At 71.2% G+C, this 13,737-nt stretch carries 13 protein-coding genes and 1 pseudogene; 10 read left to right on the forward strand and 4 right to left on the reverse strand.

All coding sequences use genetic code 11. The features are described 5' to 3' along the window. From AB0N03_RS51250 to AB0N03_RS51285, 8 genes and pseudogenes are all read left to right on the forward strand, one after another. Positions 1 to 1,158, forward strand: a pseudogene (locus tag AB0N03_RS51250) (RNA polymerase subunit sigma); the annotation flags it as partial. A 10-nt stretch (positions 1,159 to 1,168) separates the two neighbouring features. After that, positions 1,169 to 1,669: a GtrA family protein gene (locus AB0N03_RS51255; RefSeq protein ID WP_364388690.1), complete on the forward strand. Its 501-nt coding sequence runs from the start codon at positions 1,169 to 1,171 to the stop codon at positions 1,667 to 1,669. Positions 1,670 to 1,706: 37 nt separating this feature from the next. After that, complete coding sequence (locus tag AB0N03_RS51260; protein WP_364388693.1) at positions 1,707 to 2,234, forward strand: GtrA family protein; 528 nt, start codon at positions 1,707 to 1,709, stop codon at positions 2,232 to 2,234. 242 nt (positions 2,235 to 2,476) lie between these two features. Beyond that, positions 2,477 to 3,781: an MFS transporter gene (locus AB0N03_RS51265; protein WP_364388695.1), complete on the forward strand. Its 1,305-nt coding sequence runs from the start codon at positions 2,477 to 2,479 to the stop codon at positions 3,779 to 3,781. Next, positions 3,778 to 4,632, forward strand: coding sequence for an NAD(P)H-binding protein (locus AB0N03_RS51270; RefSeq protein WP_364388697.1), 855 nt, complete (start codon positions 3,778 to 3,780; stop codon positions 4,630 to 4,632). Before AB0N03_RS51265 ends, AB0N03_RS51270 begins: the two co-directional genes overlap by 4 nt. A gap of 16 nt (positions 4,633 to 4,648) precedes the next feature. Further along, positions 4,649 to 5,299, forward strand: a complete 651-nt coding sequence (locus AB0N03_RS51275; protein ID WP_364388699.1) for a response regulator transcription factor — start codon at positions 4,649 to 4,651, stop codon at positions 5,297 to 5,299. A 119-nt stretch (positions 5,300 to 5,418) separates the two neighbouring features. Beyond that, positions 5,419 to 6,048 (forward strand): response regulator transcription factor, encoded by a 630-nt coding sequence (locus AB0N03_RS51280; protein ID WP_364388711.1) that lies wholly within the window; start codon positions 5,419 to 5,421, stop codon positions 6,046 to 6,048. A gap of 3 nt (positions 6,049 to 6,051) precedes the next feature. Continuing rightward, positions 6,052 to 6,474: a Pvc16 family protein gene (locus tag AB0N03_RS51285; protein ID WP_364388701.1), complete on the forward strand. Its 423-nt coding sequence runs from the start codon at positions 6,052 to 6,054 to the stop codon at positions 6,472 to 6,474. Here the strand turns inward: AB0N03_RS51285 and AB0N03_RS51290 are convergent. Next, entirely contained in the window at positions 6,471 to 7,754 is a 1,284-nt protein-coding gene (locus tag AB0N03_RS51290; RefSeq protein WP_364388703.1) for an ATP-binding protein, read from the reverse strand. The two genes, AB0N03_RS51285 and AB0N03_RS51290, sit on opposite strands and share 4 nt — an antisense overlap. A gap of 3 nt (positions 7,755 to 7,757) precedes the next feature. Then, entirely contained in the window at positions 7,758 to 8,453 is a 696-nt protein-coding gene (locus AB0N03_RS51295) for a response regulator transcription factor (RefSeq protein ID WP_284748517.1), read from the reverse strand. A gap of 42 nt (positions 8,454 to 8,495) precedes the next feature. On the opposite strand from AB0N03_RS51295, the gene hisN reads away from it, so the two are divergent. Further along, on the forward strand, positions 8,496 to 9,281 hold the full coding sequence (hisN, locus tag AB0N03_RS51300; protein WP_364388705.1) for a histidinol-phosphatase: 786 nt from the start codon (positions 8,496 to 8,498) through the stop codon (positions 9,279 to 9,281). Positions 9,282 to 9,417: 136 nt separating this feature from the next. Next, a complete protein-coding gene (locus AB0N03_RS51305; RefSeq protein WP_364388707.1) occupies positions 9,418 to 12,660 on the forward strand; it encodes a GH92 family glycosyl hydrolase in 3,243 nt (1,080 codons plus the stop codon). Positions 12,661 to 12,721: 61 nt separating this feature from the next. Here the strand turns inward: AB0N03_RS51305 and AB0N03_RS51310 are convergent, their stop codons facing one another. Both AB0N03_RS51310 and AB0N03_RS51315 read right to left on the reverse strand, forming a co-directional pair. Further along, on the reverse strand, positions 12,722 to 12,982 hold the full coding sequence (locus AB0N03_RS51310) for a hypothetical protein (protein WP_003105220.1): 261 nt from the start codon (positions 12,980 to 12,982) through the stop codon (positions 12,722 to 12,724). Next, a partial coding sequence (locus AB0N03_RS51315) for a TNT domain-containing protein (RefSeq protein ID WP_364388709.1) occupies positions 12,982 to 13,737 on the reverse strand: 756 nt, incomplete at its 5' end. The genes AB0N03_RS51310 and AB0N03_RS51315, both read right to left, overlap by 1 nt.

Consider the following 13,737-nt stretch of genomic DNA (forward strand, 5'->3'; position numbering starts at 1 on the left):
CAGCCCGTCAACCCGCCCGCCCCGAAACCGCAGCCGCCGGCCCCGCCCGCACCGCCGCAGCCGCCCGCGCCGCCGGCACCGCCCCCGGCCCCGCCCGTCGAGCCGGCTCCCCCGCCGGTCGAGCCGCCCGCGCCCGCACCGCCGCCGCCGGCGCCGCCCGCCCCGGCACCGGCGTCGATGTCCGCGACGACCCCGCCGGAGGGCGTCGAGCTCAGTCCCGGCGCCGCGACGAACCTGCCCATCACCGTGCGCAACGACGGCGGGACCCTGTCCGAGCCCGTGGCGGTCGCGCTGAAGCTGCCGCCGGGGGTGCACGCGGTCGACGCCGCCGGTGGCGGCGCGCCGATGGCGTTCGCGCAGGACGGCGCCCCGATCTCGGTGAACTGCCCGGGCGGCGAGGGCGTGGTGACGTGCAAGACCGGCGCCGGCCTCCAGCCCGGCCAGAGCGCGACGCTGAACTTCCACCTCCAGGCCGACGACGACGCCGAAGGCGGCACGGTCACCGGGTCGGTCACCGCCGGCGTGCAGATCAACGTCGCGGTGAGCGTCAAGGTCACCGTGAAGCAGCCGCAGGAGGCGGTGGTCCTGGAAGCGCAGGGCGACGGGCTCTCGGCGTTCCCGTGGACCCGCAACCCGCTGGTCTACGTGCGGGTCCGCAACACCGGCGAGACGACCAAGCCGGTCACGGTCACCTTCGACCACCCGCTGTGGCAGTGGTGGAGCCTGCGCGGCTTCCCGTGCACGCCGTCCGGCGAGGGCGCGACCTGTACGACGAAGAGCGCGCTGGCGCCCGGCCAGCACGTCAACCTGTGGGTGCGGCTGAAGGGCCGTCCCGACGACGGGCGCGTGACGATCAACGCCAAGCTCGGCAAGGCGTCGGCCGAGCCGGTGACCGTGGACTTCGGCTGCTACCACCACTGGTGCGGCCCGGACCCGCGGCCGCCGACGACCACTCCGTCGACCACGCCCACGAAGCCGACGCCGACTTCGCCGAAGCCGTCGTCCACGCCGCCGGCGACCACGACGAAGACCGAGCCGACGACCGAGCCGCCGACGTCGACGACCACGACGAGCGCGCCGCCGCGCCCGAGCACGAAGCCGGGCGACCAGCGGCCGACCGTCACCCCCGAGAAGGGATTCGGCTGGCTGACCGGGTAGCGTCCGCGCGGTGCGCGAGCTGCTGAAGAAGCATCGCGAGCTCCTCCGCTTCGCCGTCGTCGGCGGGATCAGCTTCGTGATCACCATGTCCGTCAACTACGGCCTGAAGTTCACCGTGCTGCGGACCCACCCGGTCACGGCGCTGATCGTCGGCGTCCTCGTCGCGACGATCTTCTCCTACGTCGCCAACCGCGAGTGGTCGTTCCGCGCCCGCGGCGGCCGGGAGCGGACCCACGAAGCCGCGTTGTTCTTCCTGATCAGCGGCATCGCGCTGGGCCTGAACGCACTGCCGCAGTGGTTCTCGCGGTACGTGCTGGACCTGCAGGCACCGCAGCTGTCGCCGTTCGGCGTCGAGGTGGCCGACTTCGTCAGCGGCATCATCATCGGGACCCTGCTGGGCACGGTGTTCCGGTGGTGGGCGTTCAAGAAGTGGGTCTTCCCCGACGAGGACGCGCGCGGGGTGGACCAGGTCGCGGAGGATCCGGACATTCAGGACCGCAAGGCCGCCTGACCACGAGTAAACGCCGTGTGCTTCTAGACTGCACGGCGTGACCGTTGTGGAAACCGTGCTCAAGCGCACGCCCGAACCACTGCGTTCGGTGCTGATCAAGCACCGGGAGCTGCTGAAGTTCGCGATCGTGGGCGGCACGACGTTCTTCGTCGACAACGGCGTCTGGTACTTCCTCAAGCTGTCCGTGCTGGAGTCGAAGCCGACCACCGCCAAGGCGATCGCGATCATCGTCGCGACCATCGTGTCCTACATCCTCAACCGCGAGTGGTCGTTCCGCACCCGCGGCGGCCGCGAACGGGCGCACGAAGCCACGTTGTTCTTCGTGATCAGCGGCATCGCAGTGGTGGTGAACCTGATCCCGCTGTACGTCTCGCGGTACGTGCTGGACCTGGAGGTCCCCCACGTGACGCGGCTGGTGCAGGAGGTCGCGGACTTCGCGAGCGGGTCGATCATCGGCATGCTGCTGGCGATGGTCTTCCGCTTCTGGGGCTTCAAGAAGTGGGTCTTCCCGGACGAGCTGGGCGAGCGCCGGCGGGACACCGGCGACGTCACCCGCCTGCACTGAGCCGAGCTCCAGGAAAGTACTTGTCTTCTGACATGTAGTTGTCTAAAGTCATCCACGTCAGTGTTCCTTCGTGAGGACGCCGTCCGGGTTCGGCCGGGCGAGCGGGACGATTCGAGGTGGTTTCCGAGCGCGAAGAGGTCGCACCCGTCCGCGGGTGACGATGGAGCCTTTTCCCGACTCGACGGGACGCGTTTTCCCCGCGTCCGCATCTCTCGTCCCTTCTGACGAAACAAGGACTTCTCTTGAGTACGACCGCGCTGAAACGCGCTCAAAAGCCGGCCCTCGCCGGCCTGTTCCTGTCCGTCTTCCTCGCGATGCTCGACGCCCAGGTCGTCGCCACCGCGCTCCCCCGGATCGCCACCGAGTTCGGCGGGACCGGCTCCTACGCCTGGGTCACCACCGCCTACCTGCTCGCCGGGAGCGTCACCGCTCCCCTCTACGGCAAGCTCGGCGACGTCTTCGGCCGCAAACGCGTGCTCCTGGGCGCGCTCGCCCTGTTCCTGCTCGGTTCGCTCGCCTGCGGCCTGGCTCCTTCGGCACCGCTCTTGATCGCCGGGCGCGTGCTGCAGGGCGCCGGCTCCGGCGGTCTCTTCGTCTCCGTCGGCGCTTCGCTCGGCGAAATGTTCACGCCTCGCGAAGGCGCGAAGTACTTCGGGTGGTTCTCGATCTGCTTCGCCGTCGCGTCGCTCGCCGGCCCGGTCGTCGGCGGTGTGCTCACCGGGCTGACCGGGTGGCGGTCGATCTTCCTGGTCAACCTGCCGCTCGGACTCCTCGCCCTCGCCCTCCTCACCCAACTCGACCTGCCGAGACGACGACGTGAAGCGCCCTTCGACTTCGCTGGCGTCGTCCTGCTCGGCGGGGCGATCACCGGGTTCACCCTGCTCACGCCGTGGTCGATCGGCCTCGGCGCGGCGGCGGCCGTCGCGTTCGTCTTCACCGAGCGCAAAGCCGAAGCTCCCGTGCTGCCACTACGTCTCTTCAAAGACCGCACGTTCAGCGTGTCCGTCGTGCTCAGCGTGCTCGCCGGGTTCGCGTTCCTCGGCTCGATCAACTACATCGCGGTCCTCCTGCAGGCCGACGCCGGCCCGGCGGAAGGCGGGCTGCGGCTGGTCCCGATGACGCTCGCCGTGGCGCTTTCCTCCGTAATCGCGAGCAAGATCATCGCCCGCACCGGCGCCTACCGCTGGGCGCCGCGGCTGAGCATGGCGCTCGGCCTGCTCGCGGTGCTCGGCCTGCTCACCCTGGACGCCCTGCCGCTCGTCCTCGGCTGCCTGGTCGTCTTCGGCCTCGCCGCCGGGCTGAACCTGCAGGTCCTCGCCGTGGCCACGCAGAGCACCGCACCACCGGCGGATCGCGGTGCCGTCGCCGCCGGCGTCAACCTCGCCCGCGCACTCGGCTCGAGCCTCGGCCCGGTCGCGCTCGGCTTCGCTTACAACGCCGGCACCCACGGCGTCTTCCTCGCCCTGCTGCCGGTGCTCGCGCTCGCCCTCGTCACGGCGTTCGCGCTCCCGCACGTCCCCTCCACCGCTAAGGAGAACCCACCATGATCTTCGTCCTCGGCGCCACCGGCAAGGTCGGCCGCGCCCTCGTCCCCGCCCTGCTCGACGCCGGTGCCGCCGTCCGCGCCCTGACCCGCGACCCGGCCAAGGCCCGCATCGATCCGCGCGCCGAAGTCGTCCAGGCCGACCTCGACACCGCGGACCTGCCCGCGCTCCTCGACGGCGCGGACCGCGTGTTCGTGCTGACGCAGGGCCACAGCGCCGGCCGTGAGGCGGCGGTCGCGCGAGCCGCCGCCCGGGCCGGCGCCACCCACCTCGTCAAGCTGTCCACCACCGGTGTCCACTTCGGACAGACGGATCCGATCACCCGCGCCCACGCCGAAGCCGAGCAGGCGGTCCGCGAAGCCGGGCCGGCGTGGACGATCCTGCGGCCCGGCGCGTTCATGGACAACCGGTTCGCCTGGCGCGAAACGATCCGCGACGAGAACGCCGTGTACGTCCCCGAGGGCGACCCGGCGTCCGCGCTCGTCCACGTCCGGGACATCGCCGCGGTCGCGGCGCTCGCCCTCACGACGTCCGGGCACGAAGGCGTGACCTACGAGCTCACCGGCGGCGAGGCTCTCACGACCGAACAGCAGGTCGCCATCCTCGCCGACGCCCTCGGCCGTCCGGTGAAGTACGTCGAAGAACCCCAGAGTGCCGCGCGCGAACGCATGATGCGGAAGTACGGCTGGCCCGCCGAAGCCGTCGACGGCTTCTTCGCGCTGAAGCGAGCGTCCGCCGAGCACGAACACGTCGTCTTCGACACCGTCGAGCGCGTGCTCGGCCGGCCGCCGCTGACGTTCCCCGATTGGGCAGGTGAGAATACGGCCGCGTTCCCCTACCATTACCGGGGGTGACGGGGGAGGTGACCGGATGGCCAAGAGCCTGCGCGTCCTCGTCGTGGATGACCACCCGCTGTTCCGCTTCGGCGTGTGCACGCTGCTCGACGCCGAACCCGGGATCGAGATCGTCGGCGAGGCCGCCAGCGGCGCGGCCGCGGTCGACGCCGCGGCCGCGCTGCTCCCGGACGTCGCGGTCATGGACCTGCACCTGCCCGACCTCTCCGGGATCCAGGCGACCCGGCACATCGCGGCCGTGAGCCCGGACACCGGCGTGCTGATGCTGACGATGGCCGACGAAAGCGAGTCGGTCTTCGCGGCGATGCGCGCCGGTGCCCGCGGCTACCTGCTCAAGGACGCCGAGCCGGACGAGATCATCCGCGCCGTCCAGGCGGTCGCGCGGCGCGAGGCGATCTTCGGCCCGGACATCGCGAACCGCGTGCTCGGCTTCTTCAACCAGCCGCCGCCCACGAGCGAGCCGGTGTTCCCGGAGCTGACCGCGCGCGAGCGCGAGGTCCTGTCGCTGATCGCGGCCGGGCACAGCAACGGCGTCATCGCGAACACCCTGTGCTTGAGCCCGAAGACCGTGCGTAACCACATCTCGAACGTCTTCGCCAAGCTCCACGTCGCCGACCGCGCCGAAGCGATCGTCCGGGCCCGGGACGCGGGCCTCGGCCGGTCCTGACGGGCAGCCCGTCCGGGCAACTTCGGGACGCCGGTCCCATGCGCCCGGGACACTCCGGCGGGCACTCTGGTCAGGGTGAGGGGCGGAACTCTCGCACCGTTCGAGGGGAATGGGTGACGATGTTCGAATCCGAGAGGACGCCGGTGGTGGTCCGCGCCACGGATCCGATCCTGCACAACGGCGTCTGCATGGCGCTGCGTTCGCGTGACGAGGTCCGGGTGGTGGACGGCGAGGCGGGCGACGCGACGGTCGCGTTGCTGGTCGCCGACCGGCTCGACGAGACGATGACGCAGCTGCTGTCCGCGCTGCACCACCAGGGCTTCACCCGCATCGTGCTGGTCGCGGGGGAAGTCGACGACAACGAGATCCTCAACGCCGTCGAGCACGGCGTCTGCGCGGTCGCCCGCCGCGCCGACGCCGGGCCGGAGGTTCTCGTCCGGCTGATCAAGGCCGCCGCGGCCGGGGAGGGCGCACTGCCGCCCGACCTGCTCGGCCGGCTGCTGAACCGGGTTTCCCGCCTGCAGCGCCAGGTGCTCCAGCCGCAAGGCCTGCACCTGGGCGGGATGAGCAACCGGGAGACGGAGGTGCTCCGGCTCGTCGCGGCGGGGTATTCGACGCAGGAGATCGCCGCCCAGCTGTGTTATTCGCAGCGGACGGTGAAGAGCATCCTGCACGACGTGACCAACCGGTTCCAGCTGCGCAACCGTTCGCACGCGGTGGCGTACGCGCTGCGTGAAGGGTTGATCTGACCCATGATCGCCCAGGTCGACGAGGCCCTGTGCCGGCTGCTGCGGCCCCGCCTGCCGGCGGGGACGCGGATCCGGCTCGATCCGCCGAAGCCGGCCTGGCAGACGGAGCCGCAGGGGCTGAGCGTGGAGCTGTTCCTCTTCGCGCTGCACGACGCCGACGGGGAGGGAAACGAGGGGGAAGGGAAGCGCGCGGCTCGTCGCTGCGCGCTTTCCTACCTCGTCACGGCGCGGGCCGGGGCGGTCCGGGACGAACACGATCTGCTCGACGCGGCGCTCCACGCGGTCCTCGAAGCCGGGCAGCTATCCCCGGGAGACGCTTCGCCCGTGCGGATGGCCTTGGCCACCACGGATCCGACGGGACTGTGGACGAGTCTCGGCATGCCCGCGCGAGCCGGGTTCGTCCTGCGGGTCACGGCCGACGTCTAACGCGGGACGCGCTCGGCGGGCCACCGCACCTCGGGAACGTCGCTCGGCCGCGGCACCTTCAGGAAGAGGCTGAACACGGCCGGCCGCCGGTTCGACAGCTCCAGGCGGCCGCCGTCGGCCTCCACCAGCGCGCGGGCCAGCGCCAGGCCGACGCCGGTCGAGCCGCCGCCGGAGAACCCGCGCTCGAAGATGTGCGGGGCCAGCTCGTCCGGCACCCCCGATCCCGTGTCGCTCACCTCGATCACCACCGTGCCCTCGGCGTCACCGCGGCGGGCGACCACCGTGACCGTGCCCGAGCCGTGGCGCAGGGCGTTGTCCAGCAGCACCCCGACGACCTCGCGCAGCCGCCCCGGCGTCGCCCGCGCCAACAATCCGTCGGCCACGCGCATCCGGAGGTTGCGTCCCTCCGAGCGGAGCAGCTCACGCCATTCCTGCGCCATTTCCGGCAGCTGCGTCGGCAGGTCCACCGGTTCCGCGCCGGCCTCGCGGGCCGCGCGGGCCGCCGCCAGCAGCTCGTCGAGCGCCTCGGCGAGCCGGTCGGCCTGTTCCTGGGCCGCCTTCGACTCGTCGGCGACCTCTTCGTCCGGGTGCACGGTGAGCGGTTCCAGCCGCAGCTGCAACGCCGTCAGCCGGCTGCGCAGCTGGTGCGAGACGTCGCCGACGAGCTGGCGTTCCCGCTGCACGAGCTGGGCGAGCGCGGTGCCGGACGCGTCCAGGGCTTCGGCGACCATGTCGAGCTCGCCGACGCCGTACCGGCTCGGATCGGGCCGGAAGTCGCCGCCGCCGAGGCGGGACGCGCGTTCGGCGACGTGCCGCAGGGGCTTCGCCAGCCGCCGCGCCGTCGCGATCGCCACCACCGCGCCGGTGCCGATCGACAGCAGGACCAGCAGCACGACGACCAGCGTCACCGTCGTCTGCCGCTCGTGCATCGGGCCGGCCGGGACGGCGATCGCGACCTTGCCGTCGCGCGCGAGATCGGCCGTTTCGGTGACGGTGTCCGGCCCGGGGTCATTGCCGTAGCGCTTTTCCTGCTGGTTGGGGACCTGCACGGTGAGGATCCCGTTCGCCGGGACCGCCGCGCGCACCTGGTCGAGGTCGATCTCCTGGCCGTTGGCGATTTCGGTGTCGAGGATCGCCGCCGCCGCGCGGGCGTTTTCGGCGAGTGTCTCGCGGTAGCTCGACTCGATCTGCCAGCTCGCCACGATGCCCAGCGGGATGCCGAGGACGGCCGCCGTGACCGCGACGGCCAGCAGGATGGCCAGCAGGATGCGACGGCGCACGGCTTATTCGGCGTTGAACCGGAAGCCGACGCCGCGGACGGTCGCGATCCGCCGCTCGCCGTCGTGGGTCTTGCTGGTGCGGCCGGCGGCCTCGTCGGCGGCGATGGCGAGCTTCCGCCGCAGCCACGACATGTGCATGTCGAGCGTCTTGGACGTCTTCGACTCGAGGTCGTTCCAGACCTCGGCGAGGATCTCGTCGCGGCTGACGACCTGCCCGGCGCGGCTCATCAGCACGCGCAGCAGCTCGAACTCCTTGTTCGCCAGCTGCACCTCGTGCAGGTCGACGGTGACCAGCCGCGCGCCGAGGTCCATCCGCACGCCGCCGGCTTCGAGCACCTCCGGCACCCGGCGGCGCAGCAGCGCGCGGATCCGGGCGAGCAGCTCGGCGAGCCGGAACGGCTTGGCGACGTAGTCGTCGGCGCCCGCGTCCAAGCCCACGACGAAGTCGACCTCGTCGGTGCGCGCGGTGAGCATCAGGACGGGCAGCTCGGTGCCGTTCGCGCGCAGGCGACGGCAGACCTCGAGACCGTCCATGCCGGGCAGCCCGAGGTCGAGCACGAGCAGGTCGACTTTCTGGGCGGCGGTGGCGTCGAGCACCGAAGGGCCGTCGGTGACGACGTGGATCTCGTATCCCTCACGTTCGAGGGCGCGGGAGAGCGGTTCGGCGATAGCCGGATCGTCTTCGGCAAGTAGGACCATGCTCACCTGGCCAACTCTACGGCGGCGGGGCGTGAAACCATCGTGACCGTGCCTGGCTACGGAGATGATCTGGCCCTCGCCACCCGGCTGGCTGACGCCGCCGACGCGATCACGACGGCGCGGTTCCGCGCCCTGGACCTGAGGATCGAGCGCAAGCCCGACCGCACCCCGGTGACCGACGCGGACACCGCGGTCGAGGACGCGATCCGGGCTTTGCTCGCCTCCGAACGCCCCGGCGACGCAGTGCTGGGCGAGGAGCGCGGCGGGTCCGCGGCGACCGGCCGCGCGTGGGTGCTCGACCCGATCGACGGCACCAAGAACTTCCTGCGGGGTGTACCCGTTTGGGCGACCCTGATCGCGTTGGTGGTCGACGGCGACCCGGTGGTCGGCATGATCAGCGCGCCCCTGCTGGGCCGCCGCTGGTGGGCCGCCTCGGGCTCCGGGGCGTTCTCGTCGGACTCGGCCGGGACGCGTCAGCTGTCAGTCTCGGGCGTTTCGTCTCTTTCGGACGCATATCTGTCCACTACGGACCTGAACTCGTGGGTGAAGTACCACTCGCGCGAGAAGTACCTGGACCTGGTGGACGCCTGCTGGGAGACCCGCGCGTTCGGCGACTTCTGGCACCACGTGCTGGTGGCGGAAGGCGCGCTGGACGTCGCGGCGGAGTGCATCGTGAACCCGTGGGACGTCGCGGCGGCGCAGGTGATCGTCACCGAGGCCGGTGGGCGGTTCAGCGACCTGGACGGCTCGGGCCGGTACGACAACGGCAGCGCGCTGTCGACGAACGGCCTGCTGCACGACGAGGCGCTGGCGATCCTCAAGAGGTAACCGGGTAGGCCGCTCGGCGGGCACTTCTTGACCGGTCTGAACCACCGGTGGTTCACTCCGGGTGCTCGCCGGGTCACCCCTGCTTCCTGACAACGTTGTCAGCCCGAGGTGTCCCGCTCACCCCGGGAGGAAGAGCATGCGCAGAGTCGTCACCGCGGCTTTGGTCATTCCCCTGTTCACGGTCATCGCGGCCACTCCGGCGGCCGCTCACGAGACCGACCTCGCCGCCTACGTCAACCCATTCGTCGGCGCCAAAGCCGGCGACACCCCCGAGACCAACACCTACGCCGGCGACACCTTCCCCGGCGCCGACGTCCCCTTCGGCATGGTGCAGTGGAGCCCCGACACTCCCCTGCAGCCCAAGCCGCCCGCCGGGCAGGGCCGGTACTACGCCCGCGACCGTGACGGCGGCTACGCCTGGGAGGAGAACAAGCTCCGCGGCTTCAGCCTCACCCACTTCAACGGCGCCGGCTGCGGCGGCGCGGCGGGCGACGTCCCGTTCCTGCCGTTCGCCGGGCAGATCTCCACGTCCCCCACGGTGGACGCCACCCGGTACTTCCCCACCTTCAGCCACGCCAACGAATCCGCGTCGCCCGGCTACTACAAGGTGACGACGGACTCCGGCATCACCACCGAGCTGACCGCGACCCAGCGCTCCGGCCTGGGCCGCTTCACCTTCCCGAAGAACTCGCCCGCGACACTCCTGATCGACGTCGCACAGTCCGCGATGGGCAGCGACGACGCCGCCGTGACGATCGACCCTGCGAAGCGGACCGTCGAAGGCTGGGTCTCCAGCGGCCACTTCTGCCGCGGCCCCAACACCTACAAGGTCTACTTCACCGCGTCGTTCGACCAGCCGTTCACGACGTCCGGGACCTGGCAGAACGCCACCGTGACCCCCGGCGGCACCAGCGCCCGCGGCGGCGACCTCAGCAAGGAGACGTGGGACAAGCAGGTCGTCACCGCCGAGGGCGGCTCCGGCGCCTACCTGACGTTCGATCCGGCCAAGCCGGTCCAGGTGCGCGTCGGATTGTCCTATGTGGACGCGGCCGGGGCGAGGCTCAACGCCGCCGCCGAGCAGCGGCACGACTCCTTCGACACCGTCAAGAACAACGCTCGCCGGACGTGGAACGACCGGCTGCGGCAGATCACCGTCGAAGGCGGCACGGACGCGGCGACGCGCACGTTCTACACCGCGCTGTACCACACGCTCCTGCAGCCGAACGTCTTTTCCGATGTGGACGGTCGGTACGCGGGCTTCGACAAGGCGATCCACCGCACTAAACCCGGCCACGCGCAGTACGCCAACTTCTCCGGCTGGGACACCTACCGCGACGAGGTGCAGCTGCTCTCGATGCTCGCCCCGCACGAGGCCGCCGACATGGCGCAGTCGATGCTCAACCAGGCGAACCAGGCCGGCGGGATCTGGGACCGCTGGTCGCAGAACAACGACTTCATGGGCGTGATGGGCGGCGACCCGTACCACTCGATCATCGCCAGCACGTACGCCTTCGGCGCCACGGACTTCGACGCGTCGCAAGCGCTGAAGTCCATGGTCAACGGCGCCACCCGCGTCCAGCAGGCGGGTGAACGCGCGCTCGAGCGTCCCGGCCTCTCCGACTACCAGGCGCTGGGCTACCACCCGAACAACGTCTCCGACATGCTCGAAGACACCACAGCGGACTTCGGCATCGCCCAGCTCGCGAAGCGGCTCGGCGATCCCAAGACGTACAAGCAGTTCATGGCCCGCGCGCAGTACTGGGAGAACGTCTACAACCCGGCGACCGGCTACCTGCAGACCCGGCTGCGCGACGGCCGGTTCCTCTCGCCGTTCGATCCCGCGAAGTACGAGGAAATGCGCTACCAGGAAGGAAACGCGGCGCAGTACACGTGGATGGTGCCCTACAACGTCCGCGGCCTCTTCGACGCGATGGGCGGCGACGACGCCGTCAAGAAGCGCCTCGACTTCTTCTTCACGAAGCTGAACAGCGACGCCAGCTCGCCGTACGCGTTCATGTCGAACGAGCCGTCGTTCGAGGTGCCGTGGGAGTACGCCTACGCGGGCGCGCCGTCGAAGACGCAGGACATCGTGCGCCGCTCGGCCGAGTTGCTCTTCAAGCCGACCGAAGACGGCCTGCCCGGCAACGACGACCTCGGCGCGACGTCGGCGTGGTACGTCTTCGCCGCGCTCGGCATGTACCCGGAGGCGCCCGGTCGCGCCGAGATGGTGCTGGCCAGCCCGATGTTCCCGAAGATCACGCTGACCCGGGCGACCGGGCAGCGGATCACGATCACCGCGCCCGGCGCGTCCAGCTCGGTGAAGTACGTGAACAGCCTGAAGGTGAACGGTCACGCGAGCACGAAGCCGTGGCTGCCGGAGTCGTTCGCGGTGAACGGCGGCCGGCTCGACTTCACGCTCGGCGCGTCGCCGACGTCGTGGGGTTCGGGTGCCTCGGACGCGCCGCCGTCGTTCCGCGACGGCGAAGTGCCGGTGCGCGGCCGCGTCGGCCCGGGTCGCGTGGTCGTCGCTCCCGGCTCGGCGACCACGGCCACCGTGATCGCCGAGGGCATCACCGGCCACGGCAAGGTGACGTGGCAGGCGAAGCCGCCGGCCGGAATCACCGTGACGCCGTCGAGCGGGACGCTCACCGTGGGCCGCAACGGCTCGGCGTCGCAGCAGGTTCGCGTCACCGCGGCGCCGGGCACGCCCGAGGCGTACACGAGCGTGCCGGTGACGTTCAGCGGGCAGCAGGTGCCCGCGTACCTGCCGGTGACCGTCGGAACGCCGGGGACGCTGCACGCGGCGAACACGAACGTCGGCGTCACGGACGACCGGCTCGTCCAGTACGGCGACTTCGGCGAGACGGACCTCTATCCCGGCCAGTTCGCCTACTCCGCGCAGGGCCTGGCCGCGAGCGGCATCAAGCCCGGCGCGAAGGTGCGGGAGTTCACCTGGCCGTCGAGCCCGGCGGGGTCGCCGAACAACGTGATCGCCTCAGGGCAAACGCTTGCGGTCGACGCTCCGGCGGGCGCGACGAAGCTGTCGTTCCTCGGCTCGGCGACCGGCGGCGACGCGCAGGGCGACGTGACGATCACCTACACCGACGGCTCGTCGCAGCAAGGGTCCCTGGGCCTGTCGGAGTGGTTGCTGAAGGGCGGTGAGGAGACGCCACAGTTCGGGAACACGGTCGTCGCGAAGGTGCCGTACGTGAACTCGGCGTTCCCGCGGTACATGTTCCGGCTGTCGCGGCCGTACACGTCGTACCTGTTCGCGACGGCCCCGATCGCCCTCGACCCGGCCAAGCAGGTCCGCAGCATCACCCTGCCGACGTCGACCGGCGCGGGCGCGGCCCACATCTTCACCTACGCGGTGAACTGACAAGGCCATGCGGGGCACCTTTATGGCCTTTGAAGGCCATAAAGGTGCCCCTCAGGGAATGTCAGGAACCGGGCAGCAGGCCGACGGCGCCGCGGGCGACCTGCGCCCAGGCCAGCCGGCCGAAGAGGTAGTGGCACGCGACCTGCTCGCTGGTGAACCGCGCCCAGTCGTAGCGGTTGCCCTGCTCCCGCCAGAAGACCTCCCACGCCTCGTCCTCGCCCTGCATCAGGCACCAGGCGTTGTCGACCTCGGCGCCCAGCGAGACGACCTCGGGCGGCACGCCCAGCACGCCGAGCCAGCGCTGGATCGACTGGGTGTTCATCAGTCCTCTTCCCCCTTGGCCTCGGCGAGGTAGCCGAGGGTCACGAGCTCGTCGGCGGCGAGCTGCGCACGGTACCGGGTACCCCCGCCGACCTGGCCGAACCAGTTCGCGGTCTCCGAGCGCCACATCGGCACCGCGCGCACCACGACGTACCGGCGGTACTCGGCGTCCAGCATCCCGGGCGGCAGCGAGCGTTCCGCGAACGGCGTGCCATCGGCGAAGAACACCCGCCCGTACGCCGGGCCGAAGCGGTCGAGCACGGTGTTGGCCGGCACCATCACCGGCTCGGACCAGTCGGCGCCGCCCTCGGGGAACGTCTCGCCCTGCGGCCACGCGTACTCGGGCCCGAGCTCGCTGTGCCCGACGACGAACCGGCGGATCCACACCGCCTGCGTCGCCCGCGCGTACGGGACGTAGCCGTCGGTCAAGTGCCGCGGCACCGGCCGCGACGGCGCGGTCGGCGACCGGCGGAACCCGGCCGTGACGTTGGTGAGCGCCTGGTCGTCGAAGATCAGCCGGGCGTCCGGGTGGTCGTTCGGGGGGAAGCCGTCCGGGTCCTCGGGCAGCGGCAGCTGCAGCGCCGGCCGGTCCATGGCCACCGGCAGGTGCCCGATCGGGAACATGTGCACCAGGAACAGCGCGACAACGCTTTCCCGCTCGGTGCGCGGCGAACCCAGCGGCGGCAGCGGCGCGGGCGAGCCCGGGATCGGCGGCGGACCGGCCACGGGCGGGGGTGGCCCGGCCGGCGCGGGCGG

This window comes from Amycolatopsis sp. NPDC051061 (genome assembly GCF_040682935.1).
GTDB lineage: Bacteria > Actinomycetota > Actinomycetes > Mycobacteriales > Pseudonocardiaceae > Amycolatopsis.